The organism is Arthrobacter sp. TE12232 (assembly GCF_054062615.1).
Map to the genome: position 1 here is coordinate 2,152,154 of NZ_JBSSFK010000001.1, position 24,159 is coordinate 2,176,312.

The 24,159-nt window shown below is 69.4% G+C and carries 23 protein-coding genes; 5 read left to right on the plus strand and 18 right to left on the minus strand.

Annotated features, from left to right (window positions below):
- Nucleotides 1-26 precede the first annotated feature (26 nt).
- Nucleotides 27-1,118, minus strand: coding sequence for an SDR family oxidoreductase (locus ACVWZ7_RS09485; RefSeq protein ID WP_456507682.1), 1,092 nt, complete (start codon nucleotides 1,116-1,118; stop codon nucleotides 27-29).
- A gap of 173 nt (nucleotides 1,119-1,291) precedes the next feature.
- On the opposite strand from ACVWZ7_RS09485, the gene ACVWZ7_RS09490 reads away from it, so the two are divergent.
- Nucleotides 1,292-3,226 (plus strand): heavy metal translocating P-type ATPase, encoded by a 1,935-nt coding sequence (locus ACVWZ7_RS09490; RefSeq protein ID WP_456507683.1) that lies wholly within the window; start codon nucleotides 1,292-1,294, stop codon nucleotides 3,224-3,226.
- Here the strand turns inward: ACVWZ7_RS09490 and ppsA are convergent.
- The 8 genes from ppsA to ACVWZ7_RS09530 all read right to left on the minus strand — a co-directional run bounded on the left by ppsA (nucleotide 3,215) and on the right by ACVWZ7_RS09530 (nucleotide 13,662).
- Complete coding sequence (gene ppsA, locus ACVWZ7_RS09495; protein ID WP_456507684.1) at nucleotides 3,215-5,647, minus strand: phosphoenolpyruvate synthase; 2,433 nt, start codon at nucleotides 5,645-5,647, stop codon at nucleotides 3,215-3,217. The two genes, ACVWZ7_RS09490 and ppsA, sit on opposite strands and share 12 nt — an antisense overlap.
- A gap of 58 nt (nucleotides 5,648-5,705) precedes the next feature.
- Nucleotides 5,706-8,420 carry a cation-translocating P-type ATPase gene (locus ACVWZ7_RS09500; RefSeq protein WP_456507685.1) on the minus strand — a complete coding sequence of 905 codons (2,715 nt, stop codon included), beginning with the start codon at nucleotides 8,418-8,420 and terminating at the stop codon, nucleotides 5,706-5,708.
- Between the two features lie 233 nt (nucleotides 8,421-8,653).
- Nucleotides 8,654-8,872 (minus strand): three-helix bundle dimerization domain-containing protein, encoded by a 219-nt coding sequence (locus ACVWZ7_RS09505; protein WP_116765519.1) that lies wholly within the window; start codon nucleotides 8,870-8,872, stop codon nucleotides 8,654-8,656.
- 58 nt (nucleotides 8,873-8,930) lie between these two features.
- On the minus strand, nucleotides 8,931-9,734 hold the full coding sequence (locus ACVWZ7_RS09510) for a glycosyltransferase (RefSeq protein WP_456507686.1): 804 nt from the start codon (nucleotides 9,732-9,734) through the stop codon (nucleotides 8,931-8,933).
- Nucleotides 9,731-11,254: a PIG-L family deacetylase gene (locus tag ACVWZ7_RS09515; RefSeq protein WP_456507687.1), complete on the minus strand. Its 1,524-nt coding sequence runs from the start codon at nucleotides 11,252-11,254 to the stop codon at nucleotides 9,731-9,733. The genes ACVWZ7_RS09510 and ACVWZ7_RS09515 overlap by 4 nt, the downstream gene beginning before the upstream one ends.
- Nucleotides 11,248-12,342: a hypothetical protein gene (locus ACVWZ7_RS09520; RefSeq protein WP_456507688.1), complete on the minus strand. Its 1,095-nt coding sequence runs from the start codon at nucleotides 12,340-12,342 to the stop codon at nucleotides 11,248-11,250. The genes ACVWZ7_RS09515 and ACVWZ7_RS09520 overlap by 7 nt, the downstream gene beginning before the upstream one ends.
- A gap of 268 nt (nucleotides 12,343-12,610) precedes the next feature.
- Entirely contained in the window at nucleotides 12,611-13,288 is a 678-nt protein-coding gene (locus ACVWZ7_RS09525) for an O-methyltransferase (protein WP_456507689.1), read from the minus strand.
- A gap of 32 nt (nucleotides 13,289-13,320) precedes the next feature.
- On the minus strand, nucleotides 13,321-13,662 hold the full coding sequence (locus ACVWZ7_RS09530; RefSeq protein WP_456507690.1) for a thiamine-binding protein: 342 nt from the start codon (nucleotides 13,660-13,662) through the stop codon (nucleotides 13,321-13,323).
- A 173-nt stretch (nucleotides 13,663-13,835) separates the two neighbouring features.
- On the opposite strand from ACVWZ7_RS09530, the gene ACVWZ7_RS09535 reads away from it, so the two are divergent.
- From ACVWZ7_RS09535 to ACVWZ7_RS09545, 3 genes are read left to right on the plus strand one after another with little or no spacing between them, the layout of a single operon-like run.
- Nucleotides 13,836-14,468, plus strand: a complete 633-nt coding sequence (locus ACVWZ7_RS09535; protein WP_116765515.1) for a TetR/AcrR family transcriptional regulator — start codon at nucleotides 13,836-13,838, stop codon at nucleotides 14,466-14,468.
- 36 nt (nucleotides 14,469-14,504) lie between these two features.
- Nucleotides 14,505-14,921, plus strand: coding sequence for a YkvA family protein (locus tag ACVWZ7_RS09540; protein ID WP_116765514.1), 417 nt, complete (start codon nucleotides 14,505-14,507; stop codon nucleotides 14,919-14,921).
- A 41-nt stretch (nucleotides 14,922-14,962) separates the two neighbouring features.
- A complete protein-coding gene (locus tag ACVWZ7_RS09545; protein ID WP_116765513.1) occupies nucleotides 14,963-15,892 on the plus strand; it encodes an NADP-dependent oxidoreductase in 930 nt (309 codons plus the stop codon).
- Between the two features lie 41 nt (nucleotides 15,893-15,933).
- On the opposite strand, the gene ACVWZ7_RS09550 is transcribed toward ACVWZ7_RS09545, so the two are convergent.
- From ACVWZ7_RS09550 to ACVWZ7_RS09575, 6 genes are all read right to left on the minus strand, one after another.
- Complete coding sequence (locus ACVWZ7_RS09550) at nucleotides 15,934-16,662, minus strand: GAF and ANTAR domain-containing protein (protein ID WP_456507691.1); 729 nt, start codon at nucleotides 16,660-16,662, stop codon at nucleotides 15,934-15,936.
- Complete coding sequence (locus tag ACVWZ7_RS09555; RefSeq protein ID WP_091250248.1) at nucleotides 16,662-16,853, minus strand: hypothetical protein; 192 nt, start codon at nucleotides 16,851-16,853, stop codon at nucleotides 16,662-16,664. Before ACVWZ7_RS09555 ends, ACVWZ7_RS09550 begins: the two co-directional genes overlap by 1 nt.
- Nucleotides 16,854-17,044: 191 nt before the next feature.
- Nucleotides 17,045-17,356 carry an AzlD domain-containing protein gene (locus ACVWZ7_RS09560; protein ID WP_091250245.1) on the minus strand — a complete coding sequence of 104 codons (312 nt, stop codon included), beginning with the start codon at nucleotides 17,354-17,356 and terminating at the stop codon, nucleotides 17,045-17,047.
- The gene (locus ACVWZ7_RS09565) at nucleotides 17,353-18,174 is read right to left on the minus strand and encodes an AzlC family ABC transporter permease (RefSeq protein WP_116765511.1); all 822 of its coding nucleotides are present in this window, start codon (nucleotides 18,172-18,174) and stop codon (nucleotides 17,353-17,355) included. Before ACVWZ7_RS09565 ends, ACVWZ7_RS09560 begins: the two co-directional genes overlap by 4 nt.
- The gene (locus ACVWZ7_RS09570) at nucleotides 18,135-18,581 is read right to left on the minus strand and encodes a DoxX family protein (RefSeq protein WP_344361320.1); all 447 of its coding nucleotides are present in this window, start codon (nucleotides 18,579-18,581) and stop codon (nucleotides 18,135-18,137) included. The genes ACVWZ7_RS09565 and ACVWZ7_RS09570 overlap by 40 nt, the downstream gene beginning before the upstream one ends.
- A gap of 66 nt (nucleotides 18,582-18,647) precedes the next feature.
- Nucleotides 18,648-19,547, minus strand: a complete 900-nt coding sequence (locus ACVWZ7_RS09575; RefSeq protein WP_116765509.1) for a glycerophosphodiester phosphodiesterase — start codon at nucleotides 19,545-19,547, stop codon at nucleotides 18,648-18,650.
- A 50-nt stretch (nucleotides 19,548-19,597) separates the two neighbouring features.
- Here ACVWZ7_RS09575 and ACVWZ7_RS09580 point away from each other — a divergent pair, with 50 nt between their 5' ends.
- Nucleotides 19,598-20,935, plus strand: coding sequence for a DUF445 domain-containing protein (locus ACVWZ7_RS09580; protein WP_456507692.1), 1,338 nt, complete (start codon nucleotides 19,598-19,600; stop codon nucleotides 20,933-20,935).
- Between the two features lie 74 nt (nucleotides 20,936-21,009).
- Here the strand turns inward: ACVWZ7_RS09580 and ACVWZ7_RS09585 are convergent, their stop codons facing one another.
- From ACVWZ7_RS09585 to ACVWZ7_RS09595, 3 genes are all read right to left on the minus strand, one after another.
- Nucleotides 21,010-21,759, minus strand: coding sequence for a LamB/YcsF family protein (locus ACVWZ7_RS09585; RefSeq protein WP_344361325.1), 750 nt, complete (start codon nucleotides 21,757-21,759; stop codon nucleotides 21,010-21,012).
- Nucleotides 21,750-22,634 (minus strand): hypothetical protein, encoded by an 885-nt coding sequence (locus ACVWZ7_RS09590; RefSeq protein WP_456507693.1) that lies wholly within the window; start codon nucleotides 22,632-22,634, stop codon nucleotides 21,750-21,752. The genes ACVWZ7_RS09585 and ACVWZ7_RS09590 overlap by 10 nt, the downstream gene beginning before the upstream one ends.
- Before the next feature lie 102 nt (nucleotides 22,635-22,736).
- Nucleotides 22,737-24,110 carry an NAD-dependent succinate-semialdehyde dehydrogenase gene (locus ACVWZ7_RS09595; protein WP_344361329.1) on the minus strand — a complete coding sequence of 458 codons (1,374 nt, stop codon included), beginning with the start codon at nucleotides 24,108-24,110 and terminating at the stop codon, nucleotides 22,737-22,739.
- Between the last annotated feature and the right edge of the window lie 49 nt (nucleotides 24,111-24,159).

The window sequence follows — 24,159 nt, forward strand, 5'->3', positions numbered from 1 at the left end:
AAAGGCCCCCGCTGCCGTGGCGTCCCCTAGGGCATTGCCGGAATCAGGCCGTCCGCCCGGTACCGGTCGAACAGCCGGAGGAAGGCGTCTTCGGTTCGGCGGTACCCGGTGAAGCCGGCAAGTCGGCTCTTGCTCATATCGGTGACCACTTCGAGGTTCCGGCCCAGGTCACCGTCCGTGTGCCACCAGGAGGCGACTCGTGCGAGGTCGGGTTCCGCCAGCCCGTGGCGGGCGGCGATGCCTGCCCACACGCCTTCCATGCCGCGCATTTGCTGCTCCAGGGGGCGGGGTTCGTTGGCGTAGCCCACTGGCTCGACACCGAAGTAGGCGGCCAGCGCCGGCCACATGCGCCGCCAGCGGAAGACGTCGCCGTTGACGATGTTGTAGGCCTCGTCGCTGACGTTGTCCGCTGTGGCCGCCCAGATCATGTGGTCCGCCAGCAGCCCGCTGTCGGTCATGTCCGTGAGGCTGTTCCACTGCGTCTCGGAGCCCGGGAAGATGAACGGCTGTCCCAGTTCCCTGCAGATGGAGGCCTGGACGGCGAGCGTGAGTCCCATGTTCATGGCGTTTCCGACTGCATGTCCGATCACCGTGTGCGCCCGGTGCACGGACCAGCCAAAGCCCTGCGTGCCGGCGGCTGCCCACAGTTCGTCTTCCTGGGCGTAGTAGAAGTTGGGCGTCGGCAGTCTGGGCTCGCTCTCCCGGAACGGGGTGTCCGGCATTTGCCCTGCCGCATAGGCTTCAAACGGGCCCAGATAGTGCTTCAGCCCGGTCATGAGGGCGACGTGCTTCACGGGCTTGCCGCTGAGGCTCGCGAGGACGTTCCGCAGCATGCCCGCGTTTGTCTCGATGTTTTCCTGTTCCGTATTCATCCTGGACCACGCCGTGTAAAACACGTGGGTGGGAGATTCGCCGGCCAGACCCTCGCGCAGATCCTCCACGGAATTCAGGTCCGCGCTCACATGGCGTACGTCGCGGCGGCGCAGCGGGTTGCGGGAGAGCCCCACCACGTCCCACCCCTCGTCAGCCAGCCTGTCCACCAGCGCCGACCCGGCAATTCCGCTGGCCCCCACCACCAGGGCCGACCGCGTTTCGACGGTGTCTGAACTGCTCCGCACGTCATTCCTCCTGGTGTCACTGATACTGCGCCGCGGCCCGTCGGGCTCGGCTCGCCGCCCGTTTGGTCGGGACGGGTGCTCTTCCAGCCTCTCATGCTGAGTCTGCGTGGCTGCCGGCTGCGGCGCAGTAGGATTCAAGTAGTTCAGGACACGCCGTCGAAGGCAGAAAATCCGTGAAAATCGTTCTCCGGTATCCGCTCGTAGCGGGGACCCTGCTTGTCCTGCTGGCGGTGGTGGCCCTCCTGGCCGCAGGCCAGGAGGGCATTGCCCAGGCCGCCGCGAGCATCTATGCCCTGGCCGTGGCTGCCTACCTCGCCATCGGAATGGTGCGCCGGCTCGCAGGCGGCCAGTGGGGCATCGACATCCTGGCCGTCACCGCAATCGTCGCCACCGTCCTCGTGGGTGAGTACATCGCCTCGATGATCATCGTGCTCATGCTCGCCGGCGGCACGGCGCTCGAGGACTACGCCGCCGGCCGGGCCAAGCACGAACTGACGGCACTGCTGGAACGCGTCCCGCAGACGGCCCACCGGGAGCGCAACGGCACCTCCGCTGCCGGAACCAACACTGCCGGAAACCACACTGCCGAAGCCCACACGGACGGCCAGCACGAGGACGTGGCGGCCACCGACGTCGACATCGGCGACATCCTGCTGGTCAGGCCCGGTGAGGTGGTCCCGCTGGACGGCGTCCTGCTCTCCGATTCGGGCACGTTCGATGAATCGTCGCTCACGGGGGAAAGCCTGCCGGTGGAGCGGTCCGCCGGGGAAGGGCTCATGAGCGGCTCGTTGAACGGTGAGGCCGCAATCCGGATGCGGGTCACGGCGCGTATGGAGGATTCGCAATACAGCCGGATCGTCGCCCTCGTGAAGGAGGCGGCGGAAAGCAAAGCGCCCATGGTCCGGCTGGCCGACCGCTATGCCGTGCCGTTCACGGCCCTGGCCTACGCGCTGGGTGCCGTGGGCTGGATCATCAGCGGCAGCCCGGCACGGTTCGCCGAGGTCCTCGTGGTGGCCACGCCGTGCCCGCTGCTGATCGCCGCTCCCGTGGCGTTCCTAGGCGGCATGAGTCGCGCCGCGCGCTCCGGCGTCATCGTCAAGTACGCCGGGGTGCTTGAACAGCTGAGCCGGATCAAGACGGTGGCGTTCGACAAGACGGGAACCCTGACCTACGGCCGCCCCGCGTTGGTGGCCGTTCGGACCGCCGGGACCCTCTCGGAAGATGAGGTCCTGGGGTTGGCGGCGTCCGCGGAACAGTACTCCTCCCATGTCCTCGCCGCCTCGGTGATGGACGCAGCCCGTTCCCGGGGGCTGCCTTTTGGCGCTGCCACCGAGGCCACGGAATTCGCCACGCACGGGGTGCGGGCCCGGTTTGACGACCAGGACGTGGTGGTGGGCAAGCCCGCGTTCGTGGCCGAGTGGGCCTCCGGCGTAGCGGAGACGGACCTGGCCAGCGGTGAGCTCGCCATCTACGTCGGTACCGGCGGCGAATTCGTGGGCTCCCTCGTGATGAGCGATCCCATCCGCAAAGAGACCCGCCGCACGCTCAGCGAGCTCAAGGCCCTCGGCGTGAATCGGACGGTCATGCTGACCGGCGATGCGCTCGCCACCGCCCGGCACATCGCGGACGAGGCCGGACTCACCGACGTCCGGGCGGAGTGCCTCCCGCCGGACAAGGTCGAGGCCGTCAGGTCGCTGCCGGACCGTCCGGTCATGATGGTCGGCGACGGCGTCAATGACGCCCCCGTCCTGGCGGTCGCCGACGTCGGAATCGCCATGGGCGCCCGCGGCTCGACGGCGGCCGGCGAGTCGGCCGACGTCGTGATCATCCTAGATGACCTCTCTAAGGTGGCGTCGGCCGTCCGGATCGGACAGCGCACCGTGCAAGTGGCCCTGCAGAGCATCTGGATCGGCATCGGGCTGAGCGTGGCCCTCATGGTGGCCGCGGCCGCGGGGTACGTGCCGGCCATCGCAGGGGCCCTGACGCAGGAGCTCGTGGACCTCGCCACGATCCTGAACGCCTTGCGGTCCCTCGGACCGGGTCGCCACGGCGCCGTCAGCACGGCGCGGGCCAGGGAAGGCGCGCGCCGGGCACCGCTACCGGGCTGAGGCTGTCGCGGCTGACGCTGCCCCGGCTGGCGCTGTCTTCTCCGCCTCCGCGATCCGCGGCACGGTCCTGAGATAGCTGTCCGGGTTCAGGGAGATCGAGTCGATCCCTTCGCGCACCAGGAACGCCGCGAACTCCGGATGGTTGCTGGGACCCTGCCCGCAGATGCCGATCTTGATGCCGCCGGCGTGGGCCTTGCGGATGGCCTCGCTGATCATGACCATCACGGCTTCGTCCCGCTCATCGAAGAGCGCAGCGAGCTGGCCGGAATCGCGGTCCACGCCCAGGACCAGCTGCGTGAGGTCGTTGGAGCCGATCGAGAACCCGTCGAAGCGGGTGGCGAATTTCTCTGCCAGGACCACGTTGGACGGGATTTCACACATCATGTAGACCTGCAGCCCGTTGCTGCCGCGGACCAGACCGTGCTCGGCCATCACGGCAAGGACCTTGTCCGCCTCCTGCGGCGTGCGGCAAAACGGCACCATGACGATCACGTTGGTGAACCCGAGTTTCTCGCGGACCCGCTTGAGCGCGGCGCATTCGAGCGCGAACCCCTCGCGGTAGCGGGCGTCGTAATAGCGCGAGGCACCGCGGAAGCCGAGCATCGGGTTCTCTTCCGGCTCCTCAAAGGCGGCGCCGCCCAGCAGGTGGGCGTATTCGTTGGTCTTGAAGTCGCTGAGCCGGACGATCACGGGGCGCGGGTAGTACGGCGCGGCGATCTTGGCGATGCCCAGCGACAGGGCGTCCACGAAGTACTCGGTCGGGTCCGCGTACCCCTGCGCCAGCTCCCTGATCTGCTGCGCCTCGGCGGGGTCGGTGACCCGTTCCGGATGGACCAGGGCCATGGGATGCACGCGGATCAGGCTGCTGATGATGAATTCCATCCGGGCGAGCCCGACGCCGTCGGCCGGCAGCCGCCACCACTGGAAGGCCGCAGCCGGGCTGGCGATGTTGACCATGACGGCTGTGCGGGTTTCGGGGAGCGCGCCGAGGTCCACGTCTTCTGTTTCGAAGGCCAGGGTGCCGTCGTACACCCGGCCCGTATCGCCCTCGGCGCAGGAGATCGTCACGGGCCGGCCCTCGGCCAGGACAGCCGTGGCATTGACGGTTCCGACGACGGCGGGCACGCCCAGCTCGCGGCTCACGATCGCCGCGTGGCTCGTGGGGCCGCCGTGGTCCGTGACGATCCCGGCCGCCCGCTTCATGATGGGCACCCAGTCGGGGTCGGTCATTTCGGTCACGAGGATGGCGCCGTCGCGGAATGCCGCAATGTCCGCCGCGGTCCGGATGACGCAGGCCGTGCCGTGCGCGATCGAATCGCCGATCGCGGCCCCGGTGGCCAGCACCGTCCCCTGCTCCAGCAGATGGTGGATGGTGAAGTGGGGACCGGTGCGGAGCGACTGGACGGTCTCGGGGCGGGCCTGGACCATGAAGAGTTCCCCGGTCTCGCCGTCGCGGGCCCATTCCATGTCCATGGGCCGGCCGTAGTGGTTTTCGACGCTGACAGCCCAGCGGGCGAGGGCGAGGATCTCGGCGTCGCCCAGCACGAAGGCCCGGCGCTCGGCCGCCGAGGTGTCCATCATCCGGGTGCGGGCGCTCCCGCCGCGGCCGTAGACCATCTTCCGGGCCTTGGAGCCGAGGGATTTCTCGATGATCGGGGTGACGCCTTGCGCGGCCGCGGACTCTGAGAGGAGCGGTTTGAAGACCACATACTTGTCCGGGTTGATGGTGCCTTGGACCACGGTTTCGCCCAGGCCCCAGGCCGCGCTGATGACGGCGGCCCGGGGAAAGCCCGAATCGGTATCGATGGAGAACATCACCCCGGAGGCCCCGACGTCGGAACGCACCATCCGCTGGATGCCGATCGAGAGGGCGACATCCAGGTGGTCAAAGCCTTTGACTTCCCGGTAGCTGATGGCCCGGTCTGTGAAGAGGGAGGCGTAGCAGCGGCGGCAGGCGTCCAGCAGTTCGTGCTCGCCCGCGATGTTCAGGAAGGTCTCCTGCTGTCCGGCGAAGCTCGCGTCCGGGAGGTCCTCGGCGGTCGCGCTGCTGCGGACCGCGACCGAGAGCCGGTCCACGCCGGCGCGCTCCCCCAGGGTCCGGTAGTGGGCGCGGATGGATTCGGCGATGTCCTCGGGGAACTCGCTGGCCAGGAACAGCTCCCGGATGGCCTCGCCGGTGGCGCGCAGCGTGGCGTCCCCGGACCGGTAGGCCGCGATGCGCGACCGCATGGCGGCGTCAATCCCGTTGGCCGCAATGAAGGTGCGGTACGCGGCGGCCGTGGTGGCAAACCCGTCGGGGACCCGGACGCCCTCGCTCTGGAGGTTCCGGATGAGCTCGCCGAGGGAGGCGTTCTTGCCGCCGACCCTCGGGACGTCGCCCATGCCGATCTCGTCAAACCACATCACGGGGGAATCAGCCATGTCAGCACTCCTGTGCGTTGTCGGTGGACCCATACTGCGCGGGACCGGTGTCCCGGGGTCAGGGGCTTTGGACCCGCGTGCCGCCCCCGGCCGTTCCGGGGCCGACCGTTCCGGGGCCGCCGGCCGGTGAACCGGCCCGGCGGTGGCGGACGATCTTGTACAGCCAGTCGGCGATCAGGACGGCGGGGACAGCGGCCAGAGCCACCGCCAGCCCTCCAGGCGTCGGCGGGGCGTGGCCCAGCAGCGCCGCCACCGGACCGAGGAACAGGAACACGCACAGCAGACCCAGCTCCGCGAGCACGGCCCACAGCAACAGCCGGTTGGTGAACCAGCCCAGCCGCCAGGGCGGGACGGTGGCGCTGCGGCAGGCGAAGGCGTTCGCCAACTGGGCCAGGACGACCGTTGTGAAGGCCGCACCGGAGGCCGCCATGAGCACGTCCATGGCCGGCAGTTCCGTGCCGGGCCGCCACCCCGCGCCCAGCAGCACCACCGTGTACGCGGTCATCTCCATCACGGCCTCCACCGGTCCCAGCAGCCCGAACACCCGGAATATGAGGGCTCGGTCCATCAGATGCCGGCGCTCGGGCGGCCGCTTCAGCGTTCCCTTGCTGGGCGCCTCGCTGCCCAGGGCGAGGGCGGGCAGCAGGTCGGTGCCGATGTCCAGGGCAAGGATCTGCAGTACGCCCAGCGCCAGCGGGAAGTGGCCGCCGGACAAGGCCCAGATGATGAAGGGGGTGAGCTCGGCGACGTTGTCCGTCAGGTGGTAGGTCAGGAAGCGCCGGATGTTCGCGTAGGTGGCCCGGCCCTGTTCCACCGCGGCAATGATGGTGGCGAAGTCGTCGTCGAGCAGCACGAGGTCGGCGGCCTCACGGGCGACGTCGGTGCCGCTCAGGCCCATGGCGACCCCGATGTCGGCCTGCTGCAGCGCCGGGCCGTCGTTGACGCCGTCGCCGGTCATGGCCAGGACGTGCCCGCGGCCTTGCAGGAGGCGCGCCACCCGGAGTTTCTGTTCCGGCGTCACTCGGCTGACCACCACTCCGTCACGGTCCAGCAGGGCCGCCAGGACGGCGTCGTCCTCGGGCAGGTCCGGTCCCTGCAGCACGGTTTCGGTGGCGCCGAGCAGCCCGGTCTCCCGGGCGATGGCGGCGGCGGTGAAGGCGTGGTCGCCGGTCACCATGGCCACTTTGATGCCGGCGTCGCGGGCGGCCTGGAGGGCCACCTTCACCTCGGTCCGGGGAGGATCGTGCAGGCCCATCAGGCCCATCAGCGTCAGCCCGGCCTCCGCGTCTTCGAGCCGGAACGTGGCGCCGGGTGCCCCGGGCAGGCTGCGCTGGGCGACGGCGAGCACGCGCAGGCCGCGCGCGGCCATCTCGTCGACCATGCCCAGCGCCCGGCGCGCGCCCGAAGCCCCCGCCCCGGATGGAGCCCACGTGCCGTCTCCGGTGCACAGCGGGATCACCGATTCCGGGGCGCCCTTCACGTAGAGGGTGGTGCCGACGATTGCCGATTCCCGCAGCCGGCGGGGGTCGAACGCGAACCGGTGCGACGGCGTCGGCTGCTCCCGGTGTTCGCCCCGGTCAGCGGGCCCTTCGGCGGGGACGGCCGTGAGGCGGGCGGCGAGCGCGTCGATCGCGGCCTCCATCGGGTCGCCCTCTGCTATCCACCGGTCCTCGTGGAGGACGGCCCGCCCCACCGAGGCGGCGCGCGCCGCGACGCTGAGCTGACGGGCGTCCTCCGTGCCGGTGCCGGTGATATCGGCTTCGGGGCCGTAGCCCTGGCCGTCGATGGTCAGCAGCCCAGCCGGGGTCCAGACCTCGACGACGTTCATCCTGTTCTGTGTCAGGGTGCCTGTCTTGTCGGTACAGATGAACGTGGTGGAGCCGAGGGTCTCCACCGCCTGCAGGTTGCGCACCAGGGCGTTGCGCTTGGCCATGCGCTGCGCACCGACAGCCAGGGAGAGCGTGACCGTGGGAAGCAGGCCTTCGGGAACGAGCGCGACGGCCACCCCGATGGCGAACAGGAAGGCATCTCGCCAGGAAATGCCGACAAGGAGCGAGATGACGAAGAACAGCGCACCGATGCCCAGGGCCATGGAGGCGGTGATGCGGACGATTCTTTGCAGTTCCAGTGCCAGCGGGCTGGTCGGGGCTTCGACGTTGCCCGTCAGGGCCGCGATTTCCGCGAGCCTGGTCTGGCCTCCCGTCACCAGGACCACGCCTTCGGCCTGCCCGTTGACCAGGAACGTGCCGCCGAAAGCGGTGTCGCCCGGGGACTTGACCACGGCCTCGCTTTCGCCTGTCAGCATCGACTCGTCCACCTCGCAGCTGGTGGCAACGGCCAGCCGGAGGTCCGCGGGGACGCGGTCGCCGGCCACAAGCACCACGACGTCGTCGGGAACCAGTTCGGTGGCGTGGACCTTGATGACGCGGCGGTCTCGGCGCACGGACACCATGGCGGGGAGCAGTTCGCGGAGCTTGGCGGCGGCGTGCTGGGCCCGCTCCTGTTGGATGTAGGCGAACACCCCGTTGACCCCGATCACCACGATGATGGCGATCCCCAGTTGTGGCATGCCGGCAATGAATGCGAAGACGGCCGCCACCCAGAGCATGATCGCGAAGAAGTGGGTCAGCTCGGCCAGAAGCCTCCGCCAGCCGGGGACCGATCGGGGTTCGGGCAGTTTGTTGGCGCCGAATTGCTGCAGCCGCCGGGCTGCCTCGTCCGCGCTGAGGCCGGCTACGGCTGACAGCGAGTCCTGCCCCGCACCGGGGTTCACGCCCGCGCTCCGCCCCTCACGGACACCGCCGGCCGCCGGCCCTGATCAGGTACCTCATGGGTCGAGCATCCTGCCGGTGGCCCGGGCCGGTAAGGGCCAAAGGTCCGCTGTCCACGGCCGCCGGGCCGGTCCCGCCTGGCTGCCGCCGTCGAAATCGCCGGAATGGTGCGGGCTCGCCGGAACTTTACGGCGATTTGACGCGTATACGGCGAACTCGAGGCTGCCAGGGCGCGTTAGTCGCCGGCGGTGCTCATTCCGAATTCTCTCTGGATCCGCACGCGGGCACCCCGTTCAACCAGGGTGGGGATGAACGTCCTGATCCGGCCCGCGTCCAGGGCCTCGAATTCCTCGCCGACAATCCCGGCGATGTGTACCCGGGGGACGTGCGGGAAACGGGCCGCCAGGCGGTCAACAACCTGATTGATGCTGGGTTCGTTAGCAGCGTCGGTCACGTTATCAGTGTGGAGGGGCCCGATCCCGGCGTCAACGGGTCCCGGGGTCGGTGACTCGTCAGCCGGCTGGTGGCGGCGGCACCCGGTCCAGACTCCGCAGGTAGGTGCCAAAGCCGTGCGGTGCCCGGGCGTGGGTCCGGCCGGAGGTCACCACCCGGTTGCTGTCCGTCGCCGTGACCGTGAAAGCGCGGCTGCGAAGGCCGTGGACGAGGGCCCGGTCCTCTTCGGATGTGATCCGTGCGAACCCTCCGGCGGCCAGATAGGCGGATGCCCGGACGCCGAAATTCGCACCGTAAATGTGGGGATGGTCCTCGTGGAACGGGTGGCGTTCCCGCCACCGCCGGAGCAACTCAGGGTCCATTCCGGCCGGGTCCGGCTCCACGGACCCCAGTACGGCATCGGCGCCTGCCTCGGCGAACTCAAGCTGGCGGACCAGCCAGTTCTCCGGCACCCTGGAATCGGCGTCGGTGTTGGCCAGCCAGGTCCGGCCGGCCCAAGCCGGCGGCGTCCAGCGCTGCCCCGGCGGCCGTCGCCGGGGGATTCCGATGCCCGACGCCCGGGCTCCTGCGGCCCGGCTGGCACCGGCGCTGCGGTAGCTGACCTCAAGGGCACCGATGCGCCGGTCTGCACCAACAAAACCGGCCACGGTGGCGGCGGATCCGTCCGTGCAGCTGTCCAGCACCACCGTCAATCGGACGTCGACGTCGGGCCGGACCCTGTGCAGGGCGTCCGCGGACTGTTGAAAGGCCCGCAGCGCGTCCTCCAGGTGCTCTTCCTCGTTGTGCGCGGGCATGACGACGGCAACCCGTTCGATGCCGTACCCGCGCGCCAGCGGCAATGCCAGTGCTGCCACCCCGGTCACCGTCCCCGTTCGCGGGCGCCGCGGTCCGGCACGGTGTCCGGCGCAAGAAGCACCTCGAGGACAAAGTCGCGTTCCCGGTAGATCCCGCCGCCGGCCCAGCCCAGCTGGCGCCGGGCCGCGGCGTGGACCGCGTCGCCGTCCAGTTCCCAGCCGGAAACGGGGTGCCGCCAGTGGCACAGCACCAGGGTCCCGCCGGGCCGGAGCGCGTCCCGGATCCGGTCGAGCAGGCCGCCGAGCTCTGCCGGCGAGAGGTAGTACCCCACCTCTGAGACCACGATCAGGTCAAACGATCCGTCGGGCCACTCGTCAGGGACCGTCAGGTGGCGCGTCTGTGCCGCGGGCAGGTGGGCGAGCCGCCGGGCGGCGTGGTCCAGGGCGGTGCTGCTGGCGTCAACGGCCAGGAAACTTCCGCACCGCGGCGCGAGCTCCACGCTCAGCGTTCCAATCGAGCAGCCGATCTCCAACCCGGCCGCGTAGCTGCTCGCGGGCAGCGCGGCAAGCGTCAGGGCACGCTTGCGGTGCTCGTACCAGCTCGAGGTGTACTGCCAGGGATCCTCCTCCCGGGCGTGGACGGCATCGAAGAGTCGCTCTGCGTCGCGCGCGGCGTAGGGGTGCGGGGACCCGCCGTCGGACGGGGCATCCCTGGACGGGACAACTCTGGACGGGACATGCCCGGACGGGGCACTCGCCGGGTACCAGGCGAACGTCTCCCATGGCCGCTCAAAGTGCGCCAGAAAAGCCGCCGGCAGGAGCACCTCATCGCCCGGCAACCCGGAAAGCGGCTGGACCTGGGATCTGTGCGCCGCCATGGCGGCGGCCTTGGCCTGTTGCTCGGCCGGGGTCAGCGGCAGCCGGAACCAGCCGCGCCACGCCGCACCGGCGGAGCCAGCGGAGGATGCAGGATCAGCCGGGTCGCCGGTGGAGACGGGAGCGTCCGGTGCGGCCCACAGCCAGTACCAGATGGGGTATTCGAGAAGAGCGCAGCCCTCCGCGGCGCTGAAGTCGGCGGCTACGGATCCGAGGACGTCGTGGTCGGTGTGGCCGTCCGAGCGGTAGGGCGCTACAAGAACCACGTCGCCGGCGGCGGCCCCGCACGCGGTTGACACCTCGCTGACCGCCTCGTGGACGGCGGCGCGGATCTGCTCCCGGTGTTCGGCGAGTTTGCCGTCGGGCAGGCCCAGACACTGCCATTCCCTGCCGCCAAGCAGCTGCGTCATGGCGCCGCCGAACTCCTGCAGCCGGACCGCTGCCAGCTGCTCCGGAGTCGTCGTCGGCGAACCCGAGTGCGAGGCCTCCCCTGCCGTGCACAACAGCACCCGGACGGCGGCGCCGACGGCGTGCAGCCGGGCCAGCAGCCCGCCGGCCCCGAGCGTCTCGTCGTCGGGGTGGGCGGCCAGGACAATGAACGCCCGGCCGGCGAGCTCCCCATGATCCAGTGGCAGCTCCGGCAGCTCCGCCGCACCGCCGGTAGCCCATACTGCCTCGCTGGTCCCTGGGTCGTCATGGGTAAAGCTCACCATGGGGCGTTTCCGTTCAGTGAGAGGGCGCCCAGCTGTGCGTCGTCGCGCATGGCGTGGTGCTGGCGGATGTACAGGGCCAGATCCGCCATCCGTTTTCCGTAGCTCTCATCGAAGGCGAGCGGGGCCGGCCCCAGATTCTGGCTCACGAGCGTCTGGATGCGTTCGACGGCGGCGGCCGCGGTTCCCCGCACCCGCAGGGCCTCGCGCCATGCGCCGGCGTCGGAGAGTTCCCCCGCGTCGATCCGGGCGGCTGTCTGCGCCAGGTACCCGGTCAGGGCGGCCAGGGTCCGGTCAATCTCGCCAAGGTGCGCCAGGGCAATCTGGTCCGGTTCCCGTCCGCCGTCGGCAGCTTTCTGTAGGGATGCGGTGAAGCTGCGGGCCACCGCGACGGCGCCGCCCAGCCAGCAGGCGGCCACGCCCATGCCGCCCCAGGCGAAGCCGGGGCGCTGGTAGTACCAGCCGGTTCCTCCCAGCGGCACGACCGGGACACCATCGAAGTGCACCGTGCCGCTGGGGATTTCCCGCAGGCCCCGGCTGGTCCACTCAGGATCGGCGAAGCTCACACCCTCGGCGTGGAGGTCGACGGCGAACGCGGCGCGGCCGCCTCCGACGTGAGCGGTCAGCACCGCATGGTCAAGTTGTGCGGCCAGCGAGCACCAGGGCTTGGAGCCGTGGAGCCGGAAGCATCCGTCGGCCTCGGTTGCCTCCAGCCGGAGTCCCGGGGCCTCGGCCGCGAACACGCCCCAGGCGCCCTCAAAGCCGATCCCGTTGAAGTCCGGGCAGTCCCGGCCCTCCCCCGCGGCCGCGCCCGCTGCCTGCCGCAGAATCGCGGCGGCGTCCAGGTGCGGTTCCAGGACCCGGCCTGCGGCGACGTCGACGGCGGTCACGGAGGCCAGAATCTCCCACAGGAACGCGGTCCGGCCCTCCCCTGGCTTTGGCGCCTTCTCCGCTGCTGCTTTGGCGAGGTCCAGCAGGGCCGGGACATCGCCGACGGCGGCCCGCGCGCCGGTCAGCAAAGGGCCGATCGCGTTCAGGTCCGGGTCAGCGGAACTGATCCTGACCGGGCTGAACGTGGCGGGACTGGTCATGACAGGACGGGTCCTGGCGGGGAGGGGCTGGTGGGAGGTCGGGGTCCCGTTCATTTCGGCTGCCTGTTTTCCTTCGGGCTGTGCGATTGTGGGAGGTGAACGTCCGGGCTGCGTATTTCCAGTCCTTCGCGTCAGCGGCTGCCCGCCGGGCCGCCGCCAAGCAATCTAAGCATACTTAGCACTTGGTGTTGGGTGCCCCGGCCACGCCACGGCAGCCTCTTGCCCGGCAGTTTCTCGCACGGCGAGCATCTCGCACGGCCGGCCCTACCTAGCGGACGATCGCGAGGGCGAACCCGTCCCAGCCCTTCGAACCGACGGTCTGCATGACGGTCCCGTCCAGCCGAGCGTCGTCGCCGAGCATCTGCAGCGCACTGATGATTCCCGGGGCGTTCACCGTGTCCATGGACGCGTCCAGCACGACGCCTTCCCACACGACGTTGTCCATCACGATGGTGGTGCCGGGCCTCCCGAGCCGGATGGCCCAGTCCAGGTAGTGGGGGTTGTTTTCCTTGTCGGCGTCGATAAACACGAAGTCGAAGGGTGGCCCGGCCTCGCTCTCCAGCGCGTGCAGGGTGTCCAGCGCCGCCCCGATCCGGATGTCCACCTTGTGGCCCAGGCCGGCGTTGTCGATGTTGGCGCGCGCGATACGGGCGTGCTTGGGGAGGTACTCGCAGGTGACCAGGCGGCCGTCGGCTGGCAGTCCCTGGGCCATCCAGATGGTGCTGAAGCCGGCCAGCGTGCCGATCTCCAGGACTCGCCGTGCGCCGGAGAGCTGGACCAGCAGCTTCAGGAGTTTGCCGGCGTTGGGTGCCACTTCGATAGGCGGCATGCCCGCCTCCAGGGCGCTGGTCACGGCGCGCTGAAGCGCACTGTCCGGGCGGACCACGACGTCGGAGAGGAAGTTCTCCACGGCAACCCAGCCGGGGGCGGGCTGATGCTCGATCATGCCCCCAGTGTCCCAGCCGGCCCGCCCCGGCGCTACAGTTCCTGGCCTACTGGACCCTGCCCGCCGATGGCGTTTTCCAGCCGCTCGACCTTGCCGGTCAGCTCGCCGCTGTACCCGGGCCGGATATCCGCTTTGAGGACCAGCGAAACGCGGGAGCCGTAAACGCCCACGGCGTCGGTGGCCCGTTTGACGACGTCCATGACCTCGTCCCACTCGCCCTCGATCTCGGTGAACATGGAACTCGTCCGGTTGGGCAGCCCGGACTCCCGGACGATCCGCACGGCAGCAGCAACGGCGTCGTGGACCGAGGCGTCACCGGGCGCCTGGCCGCTGGCGGGGTCGCCGGAGGGTGCTACGGAGAATGCGACGAGCATGTGATGGGTCCCTTCACTCGGTCCGGACAGCCGGGGGAATTTTCGGGCTGCCCGGACCAGTCTTTCACGCGCTTCCGTCACCGGGGCGCGCGGATTTGGGGCGGAACTCGTCACATAACGCACTACCCGGCGGTAACCGCTTCGCTCGCCGCGCGCATTGCTAACCTAGGCAAATGAACCGGGCAGTAGACCGCAGGCCGCTTCGCGCCGACGCCGCGCGCAACGTGGACAAAATTATCTCCGCGGCCCGGCAATGCTTCCGCGAGCACGGGCCCGAAGTGCCGCTGCAGACCATCGCCGTCACGGCCGGGGTGGGGCCGGCCACCCTCTTCCGGAACTTTGCGGATAAGGAAGAACTGGTGCTCGCGGCCCTGAACCGGCAGCTCCGGCTCCAGGTCGATCCTGCCATCGACCAGGCCCTGGCCGATCCGGACGCCGCCGCCGGACTTTTCCGGGTCATCGATGCCACCATGCGGGTTGCCAGCGAGGAAGCCAACCTCCTGGGCGCCGTCGCAGGCCGGCGCGGGCTGCTGACCGGGATCACCGGGGGCCTGATCGAATCCATCGCCGTGCTCCTGGGCCGAGGGCAGGGCCAGGGCACCCTGCGCAGCGATATTTCCATGACGGACATGATCCGGCTGCTGGCCATGTTGATCGGCGTCGTGGACACGATGGAGCCAGGATCCGACGCGTGGCGGCGTCCCGTGGCGCTGGTCGAGGACGCCATCCGCACGGAGCGGCCGGACCGGGCGCTCCCGCCCCAGGCTCCGCTGCCGGGCACCGCGTTCGACGCCATTCTTGGCTAGCGAAGCATCCCTGGCCAGGTAGGTAAGCTCTTGCCTATGGGATGGGAAACCCTCGCCGGGGTCATCGGCGGCGTGCTGGTGATCTACGGGATCCTGTTGCTGCTGCTGTGGGCCTATGCCCGCCGGCACCCCGAGACCGTCACCATGAAGGACGCCCTGCGGCTGCTGCCGGACCTGCTGCGGCTCATCCGACGTCTGCTGGCCGACCGCTCGGTGGCGGTGGGGGTCCGGGTTCGGCTGGCTCTCCTGCTCATCTACCTTGCCTCCCCCATCGATCTCGTTCCGGATTTCATACCGGTGATCGGATACGCGGACGACGTCGTGATCGTGGCACTCGTGCTGCGCTCGGTGGTGGCCCGCGCCGGCGCCGGCGCCGTCCGGCGCCACTGGCCCGGCACCCCGGAAGGCCTGGCCGTCATGCTGCGGCTCGCCGGGCTCGGGACGGCCGCCTGACCGCCGGAATACCATCGCGCGGGAAGTAGTTGTCGTACATCATGAAAGCGATGACATACAGCCAGTACGGAAACCCTGACGTCCTTGAACTAACGGAACAGCCCCTGCCGAAAGTGGGGCCCGGAATGGTCCTGGTGAAGGTCAAGGCGGCGTCCGTGAACCCGGTCGACTGGAAGATCATGGCGGGCTACCTCGACTCGATGATGGACCTTCAGTTCCCGGCCATTCCAGGCTGGGACGTGGCCGGGGTCGTCGAGTCCGTGGGCATCGACGCCCCGGAGTTCCGGCCCGGCGATGAAGTCATCTCCTACGGCCGCAAGGACTTCGTCCACGGCGGCAGCTTCGCCGAGTACATTGCGTTGCCGGAGCGGCTCCTGGCCCGGAAACCGGAATCCCTGGACTGGGACGAGTCGGCAGGGCTTCCGCTCGCCGGGCTGACTGCCTACCAGGTCCTGACCCGGCTGGGCGTCAAGGCCGCAGACACTGTCCTGATCCACGGCGGCGCCGGCGGCGTGGGCTCGCTGGGAATCCAGATCGCGGCTGCGCTCGGCGCCCGCGTGATTGCGACCGCCTCCGAAAAGAACCATGATTTCCTCCGTGCCCTCGGCGCGGAACCGGTCACCTATGGAGAGGGCCTGGCGGACCGTGTCCGGGCGCTGGCGCCCGGCGGCGCCGACGTCGTTGCCGACTTCGTGGGCGACAACCTTGACACCACCCTGGCGGTCCTCGCCGAGGGCGGACGGCATGCCTCCATCGCGGACAGCGCGGTGGAGCAGCACGGTGGCACGTGGATGTGGGTGAATCCCGTCGGGGCCGACCTGGAGCGCCTGGCGCGGCTGGTGGACGAACGCCGGCTCAAAGTCGAGGTGGCCCGGACGTTCCCGCTGGATCAGGCCGCCGAAGCGTTCCGGCTCAACATGGAGGGCCACACCCGGGGGAAGATCATCGTGAAAGTCGACGACGCCGGCTGACCCGCCGGCGGGCCCGCCCCCGCTGTTTGGTGCTGCCGCCTTCAGGCCCGGGTGCCAAAGTCGGTGGAGTAGGGTCCGGACTCAAACCGGCGCAAGATCTCCTCAGCCACGAGCCGGAGCTTGACGTTGCGGTTGTTCGAGACCTTGCTGAGCAGGGTGAAGGCCTCGGCCTGCGAGCACCGGCTCTGGGCCATGAGGATGCCGGATGCAAGGTTGATGGTGGTGCGCGACTTCATGGCCTGGAGCAGATCGGCGTTCATGTCCTGGACGGTTCCCAGGCGCACGGCCAGGCGCATGGACTTCCCGGCGGTGGCGGCAAACGCCTCGCAACTGGCGGCCGCCCCATCGTCGAAGGCGTCCGGGTCGGCGGCGAGATACGTCAGGGCGGCCGCGGCGCCCTGGTCCAGGGCCACCGGCACGCTGAGGACGCTATGGATACCCCACCGGGCCGCCGTCCGCCGGTAACGGTCCAGCCTCGGCTCCGTCGGGCCGCCGGCCAACAGGGCTGCCCGGCCGGTCTCCAGGACATCCAGGGCCGGCCCCGCCGCGCGCTCCTGGAGCTGCTCCAGTGCCAGCGCCGCGGGATCGCTGCCGGCCAGGACGGCCGGCTGCCGGTCGCGGACAAGTCGGACCGAACTGACCATCCGGCAGCCTGCCACGGATTCACCAAACTCGGCAATTGCGCCGGACAATTCCTGCAGGAACTCGTCGATGCTGGCATTTTCAAGCACCAGATCCTGGAGGTGCTCGGACAGCCGGGCGCCCGGCACTATTCCTCGACCGGTTTTTCTTTGGCCTCGAGAAGGTGGTGCTGCAGCTTCTCTTCAGCTTCCCGGCGACGTCGCGCCATCTCTCGCAGTTCCCTGGTGGATTCAGCCCCTGCGGAAACAAACGGCTCGTGCTGCTTGGAGTGCTGATCTTTGCGTGGCTCCGCAGCCTCCGGGTCGTCATGTTCACTCATGTTCGAATGGTCCCACGCGATACCGGCAGCAAGTAGGGACTAAAGACCATTCCCGCCCCACCCCGCGTCACGTAGGCAAATTCGCGTCAACGGGTTCGCCCGGGCAGACGCAGGCCGGTCCTTGGCACAGCCCAGCGTCCCCGCCAAGCGTCCCCGCCGAGCGTCCCCGACGAGGGTTGCCGCCGAAGGAGTCAGTCCCAGCCAAGCAGCCGCAGGCCGGCGGCCGCGGCGGCACCGGCGATCACCACCACCAGGAACGGTGCCCGGAACCACAACGCAACGGCCGCCGCGGCCAGTGCGCCCAGCCGGGCGTCCAGAGCGAGTGACTGGCCGGAGGCGACGGCGTTGACCACCGTCAGGGATGCCAGCAGCCCGATCGTCATGGTCCCGGCGATCCTGGACATCCGCGGATTGCGGAGCAGGCTGGCCGGCACCAGGTAGCCGAGCAGCTTCCAGGCATACGCCAGCAGGCAGGAGAGGATCAGCCACATCCAGAGGTTCATGCGTTCTCTCCAGGGCGGTCTTCAGGGCGGCCGCCGGAGTGCTCTCCGGAGTGGCCGCTGTGGTGGTGCGTGTGGTGTTCGGCGTAGGGGTCGACGTCGGGCTCAAGGCCTTCGTCGCTGCGGCCATGGCTGAACCAGCCGATCCCGGCCGCCACGACGGCGGCGACGAGGATCGGCACGCCCGGCGGCACGAAAGGCACGGCAAGCACGGTGGCCAGCGCGCAGACCACGGCGATGGCCACCGGTTCCCTGCCTTTGAGCCGCGGCCAAAGCAGGCCCAGGAAGGCTGCCACGGCGGCGCCGTCGAGTCCCCATTGTTTGGGGTCCCCGAGCGCACCGCCGGCCAGCGCGCCGAGGGCCGTGAACAGGTTCCAGAGCACGAACACGCCGATCCCGGCGGTCCAGAATCCGCGCTTCTGCTCAGCCGGGTCCGTTTGTCCCGTGCTGGTGGCGGTCGACTCGTCGATGGTCAGTTGGGCCGCGGCGAACCTGCGCCACCCGCGCGGCTGCAGCAGGGCGTTGATCTGCATCCCGTAGATACCGTTGCGCATGCCCAGCAGCGTCGCGGCGCTCATGGCCGCGACGCCGGACCCGCCGCCGGCTACCACGCCGATGAAGGCGAACTGCGAGCCGCCGCTGAACAGCAGCAGGCTCAACGCCATGGTCTGCCAGAAATCAAGGCCGGAAGTTACAGAGAGCGCGCCGAAGGAAACGCCGTAGAGGCCGGTGGCAATGCTGATCGACAGGCCGATCCGTACTGCCGGTGACTGCAGGATTTTCACCGCCGCCGGTCCCGCCGCGTCAGGGTCCAGGCCCATGCGATCAGGGGCGCTTGAAGCGGGAGGCGCACGGTGTGCAGCCGGCGCCGGCCCGGCGTGCCGTCCGGGCCGTAGGCCTTCCGCAGGGCGTCGACGTGGCCGACCAGGAACGCGGCGAACATCGCCGTCACTCCGACGGCGGCGGCCGGCCGCGTGGCCGGGATCAGGAGCCCGACGGCGGCAGCCGCTTCCAGCAGGCCGCTCGCCGCCACCCATTCCTCACGTGAAAGTACCGCCAGCGGGCCGTTCGACTGCCCGCCGGAATCGTCACGGCACAGCATGTCCGGGACCACCGGGTGGAAGAACTCGGGTTCACGGAAGTGCTTGGCGGCACTGGCGAGCAACAGCGCGCTCATCGCCGCCGCGGACAGCGTCTGGGAGGCCCGGCCGGACCAGCGAAATGGCATGCAACCACTCAACCACAGCGGCCACGCCGGCCGTAATCCGCCGGGGATCCGCGACACTCCGGGCGATTACCGGAGGGGCTGGCTGTCCGCCATGAGTTGGGACAGGACCCGGGCCGGACAGTTCGTGGTGATCTCGTGGATCCCGAGTTCCCTGCACAGCTTGACCTCGTCCTCGGCGTCGACGGTCCACACCCGGAACTTTCGTCCCGAGCCGAGCCAGCGCTGCACGGTGCCGGGGTGCGCGCGGACGTACCCGATGCCAGGGCCGGCAATGCCGGTCTCGGCCGCGTCCAGGATCCGTTCGGCTTCGGCTTGTGCGGCCTTCATGACATTGGCCAGGGCCCCGCCGGTCAGTGCACCCAGGCCCAGTTCCTCACGGATGTCTGCCACGTTGACGTCGTCCACAAGCTGGCACACGGCCCCCGCCGGCGCCGACTCAAGCAGGTGCTTGACGGCGTCGGGGCTGAAGCTCATGAAGGAAATTCTGATGTTGTCCAGCATCGATGTTTCCGGATCCCAGCCCTCGTCCCTCAGGAGTTCCAGGACCCGGTCCTCGAGTCCGAGATGGTAGGGGCTGGGGTGCTTGAACTCAATCGCCAAGCCGATCCCGCGCCCCGCAGCGCGCAGGATTTCAAGCAAGTCCGGCAGGGTCAGGAACTGCTCGGACTTGGCACCATAGGCTTCCGGGATGCGTGCCCCCTTCCAGGAGGAGAAGTCCAGAAGCCGGAGCTCTTCCAGGGTCCGGTCCGCGACCTGCCCGGTGCCGTCCGAGGTACGGTCCAGGGTGGCATCGTGCAACAGCACGGCGTGCTGGTCCCGGGTCAGGTGGACGTCGCACTCCACGCCGTCGGCGCCGTCGGCGATTGCCTGCAGGTACGCGGCCCGGGTGTGCTCAGCGAAGGCTTCGCTGGAGCCCCGGTGGGCATAGACCAGAGGACGGGCGGAGGCGGACACGTCAGTCGTCATGGTGCCACGTTAGCGGACGGCCGGCTCCCCGGCGGGGCTAGGCTGGGCTCATGCAGGTGAATACTGAGCCAACTTCCCTGACCGGTGCCGCGGGACTTCCGGGCGGCGTGCAGCCGGACGGTCCCGCCGGACGGCGTCCCGCTGCGTCCAGTGACGCCGACAAGGCCGCGGCGCTGCGCCGGATGAAGCTCCTGGCGCTCTCGCTCCTGATCGTCATGGCCGTGATCTTCGTCGTCGCGTTCGCCCTGCAGAAGTACTATCCATGGCTCGAATACGTCCGCGCCGCGGCCGAGGGCGGCATGGTGGGGGCCCTGGCCGACTGGTTCGCCGTCACGGCCCTGTTCAAATACCCCATGGGAATCAAGATCCCGCATACCGCGATTATCCCGCGCCGCAAGGACCAGATCGGCGCCTCGCTGGGCGACTTCGTGGAGACCAATTTCCTCTCCGAGCAGGTGGTCCAGGAGAAGCTGGCGTCCGCGGACATTGCCCGCAAGGCCGGCGCCTGGCTGTCCAGCCCGGCCGGCCCGGACCGGGTCGCCAAGGAGGGTGCCGCCGTGATCCGCGGCGCGTTCAAGGTCCTCAACGACGACGACGTCCAGGCCGTGATCGAGGCCATGGTCCGCAAGCACCTGCTTACCCCGCCGTGGGGGCCGCCGGTGGGCCGGCTCGCTGAGCGGGTCTTCGACGACGGGCACCACCACGCCCTGGTCGATCTGCTCGTGGACCGCGCCGTGGACTGGGTCCGGGACAACCAGGAGACGGTCAACAGGCTGGTCACCGACCGCTCCCCGACCTGGGTGCCGTCGTTCGTGGACGGGCTGGTAGGCGACAAAGTGTACGTGGAGATCCTCAAGTTCACCCGCGCCGTGCAGTCCGATCCGCAGCACCAGGTGCGCCTGTCGATCGACAAATACCTCAAGGAACTCGCGCAGGACCTGCAGCACGATCCCGTCATGATCGCCCGGGCCGAGGGCATCAAGGCCCAGGTGCTCGGCGACCCCGAGGTCCGGGAGCTCGCCTCCCGCACCTGGGACACCATCAAGACGGCGCTGCTCACCGCCGTCGATGATCCGCACAGCGAACTGACCATCAAATTCAAGGCGGCCGTCCATGACTTCGGCACCCGGCTGGTGGTCGATCCCGAGCTCGCCGGGAAGGTGAACGCCTGGATCGGCGACGCCGCGGCCTACCTGGTGAAGACCTACCGCTCGGACATCGCCGGAGTTATCACGGACACCGTGGCCCGCTGGGACGCCGAGGAAACCTCCCAGAAGATCGAGTTGCAGGTGGGCAAGGACCTGCAGTTCATCCGCATCAACGGCACGGTGGTGGGTGCCCTGGCCGGGCTGGCCATCTTCACCGTGGCGACCCTGCTGTTCGGCTAGCAAGCGCCTCTGCTGGCACCCCCGGGCGTCGGTTCAGGCGGGGCCGCCTCACCGTGACCGTCAGGGACGGCCGGCTAGGCGAAGCTCTCCAGTTCGACGCCGGCGGCCTCCAGGGCCGTCCGGATCGCCGTGGCCGTCGCGATGGACCCGGGCGTGTCGCCGTGCAGGCACAGCGAGTCCGGCGCCAACCGGAGCACGGTGCCATCGACGGCCTCGACTTCGCCCGTCGTGGCCAGGCGCACCGCCCGCTCGGCGATCCGACCGGCGTCGTCCAGCACGGCACCCTCCTGTGAGCGCGGCACCAGGGTGCCGTCCGGGAGGTAGGCGCGGTCGGCGAAGGCTTCGGAGAACACGGGGTGGCCGGCTTCCTTGGCGATGCCCAGCAGGGCGGAGCCCGGGAAGCCGAGAACGGGCAGTCCGGGATCATAGGCCTGGATGGCGGCGATCACGGCGGACGACTGTTCGGCGTCGCGCACGGTGCGGTCATACAGCGCCCCGTGCATCTTGACGTAGTCCACCGAGGCGCCGACCGCGTGCGCCACGCCGTCGAGGGCGCCGAGCTGGTACAGCACGGCACCGAAGAGATCATCGAAGGTCATGTCCAGGGCGCGGAGGCCGAACCCGGCCAGGTCCGGGTACCCGATGTGGGCCCCCACCCGGACGTCGAGCTCGTACGCGGCCCGGCACGTGTCCAGCATGGTCACGGGGTCGCCGGCGTGCATGCCGCAGGCCACGCTGGCGCTCGTGACAAGCGGGAACATGGCGGCGTCGTCACCCATGGTCCAGGTCCCGAAGGAGTCCCCCAGGTCAGCGTTCAGATCCAAAACGTGCCGCCATCCTTCGTTGAAGCCTTCGCTGAGACGTTCCGGGCGCCGCTGGCCGGCGGCGAGTCGCGGTCATCGTCCGGCGCGTCGTACAGCGCGGCCGGCCCGGAAGTTTGCGCCAGGGCCCGCAGTTCTCCCGGAATCGTGTCCGGTATGGGACCAAACGCTTCCTTGGCGTTGGCGACGACCGCGCGGGCCATCAGCCGGTTGCCGACGCCACCCACGACGGCGCCGACGCCGAAGGGCAGGGCGCGGCCCAACCAGGCCGTGCCCTGCTTTTTCAGCAGGGAGCGCAGGAACATCGTCTGGATCCGCTCGCGCACGGTGCCGAAGCCGGCGAGGGGAACGCGGCGGGTGAAGGCGGCGGTCCAGGCCTGGGACGGGCCCTTGCCCCGGCCGGCTGCCTGTCCGCTCAGCGAGCTCAGCAGCTCGGTGCCTTCCTCGCCCAGCATGATCGCCATGACGAGCGTGCTCGCCCGGTCCGGATCCACCATCCGCACGCCGTGCAGTTCGGCCAGCGCCGTGGAGTACAGGGCGGTGGCCTCCAGGAAGCCGACGGCCGCGGCGGCCGAGAGTCCCAGTGCTGCCGCGGTCCCGACGCCCGGGATCACAGCCGCTCCGCCGACCAGCGCCCCGCCACCGGTGACGGCCAGCAGGTAATCGCGCTCCAGGATCGCGGCGAGCTGCGCCGACGAGGCCTGCGGGTGCCTGCGCTGGAGCCTGCGGATATTGGCCAGCACCAGCGGGCGCTGGACTTCAACAGCGCGCAGGAGCACGTTGTGAAGGCCGGGCCGGGGCTGGCCGGCGGCGTCGAACATCGCGCTGTGGGCTGTTTCCTGGGCAATCTTCATTGCCGGGTTGCTGCGCTTGGCCATGATCGCCTCTCGTCGGAACCGTAAAAGTAAGTTCACTTAACACTAGGGCACGCGCCGGGCAGACTCGGCCCCGGCCCCGCCGGCGGCGGACGGCCCGGGTGGCTAGCGCGGAGTGCGGATGAGCTTCTTGTTGACGAACTCGTCCATGCCGAACCGGCCCAGTTCACGGCCGACGCCGGAGCGCTTGACGCCCCCGAACGGCAGGTCCGCCTGGGTCTGGGCCACGGAGTTGATGAACACCATGCCGGTATCCAGCTGGTCCGCGACCTCCTGTGCCCTGGCCACGTCGGCGCTGAACACCGAGCCGCCCAGGCCGTACGGGGAGCCGTTGGCCAGTTCGATCGCCTCGGCCGCATTCGCCACCTTGTAGATGACCGCGGCGGGACCGAAGAGTTCCTCGGAGAACGCGCGCATGTCCGGCGTCACGTCGGTCAGAACGGTCGGTTCAACGAACGCTCCCGGACCGTCCACGTGGTGTCCGCCCGTCCGGAGGCTGGCGCCCTTGTCCACGGCGTCCTGAATCTGCTCGATGAGGCCGTCGGCAGCGCTTTGGGAGGACAGGGGGCCGAACGTCGTGTCGGCCTGCAGCGGGTCCCCCGGCTTGATCCTGGCCATCCGTGCCGTGAACTTCTCCACAAAGGCGTCGTAGAGGTCCTCCACCACAATGAACCGCTTGGACGCCGTGCACGCCTGCCCGGCGTTACCCATGCGGCCGCCGACGGCCGCCTTGACGGTGGCGTCCAGGTCCTCGGAATCAAGCACGATGAACGGGTCGCTACCGCCGAGTTCCAGGACATACTTTTTCAGGTTCCGCCCGGCCACCTCGGCGACAGCGGAACCGGCCCGCTCGCTCCCGGTGAGCGAAACACCCTGGAGACGGTCATCCGCGATGATTTCCGCGACCTGCTCGTTGGTCAGGAACAGGTTGACGTAAGCGCCGTCCGGGAGACCGGCGTCTTTGAAGATCTGTTCGATCGCCAGGGCGGACTGCGGGCAGCTTCCGGCGTGCTTGAGCAGGATCGTGTTGCCAAGGACCAGGTTCGGAGCGGCAAACCGTGCCACCTGGTAGTAGGGGTAATTCCACGGCATGATGCCTAGCAGCGGTCCCACCGGAGCGGAGCGGACCACGGCCTCGCCGCCGCCCCTGACGTTCAGCGGCTCGTCCTTGAGGAATCCGGGGCCCTCGGTGGCGTAGTAGGAAAAGATATCGGCAACAAGTTTCACTTCACCGCGGGACTGGGCCAGCGGCTTGCCCATTTCGGTGCTGATCAGCCGGGCCAATTCGTCCTGGCGTTCCAGGTACAGCTCGGCGACGCGCGCCAGAATCTTCGCCCTGTCTTCGGCAGGGCCGGAGCGCCAGGCGCGGAAGGCCTCCTGCGAGGCGGCGAGCGCCTGCTCCACCTCGGCTGCGGTTGCAACCGGGAATTCCTTCAGCGTTTCTCCGGTTGCGGGGTTCACTGTCTTGTAGGCAGTCATTGATCCACCATCTCCGTTTCGTGGCTAGTCGAGCCGAATCAGGCGCAGT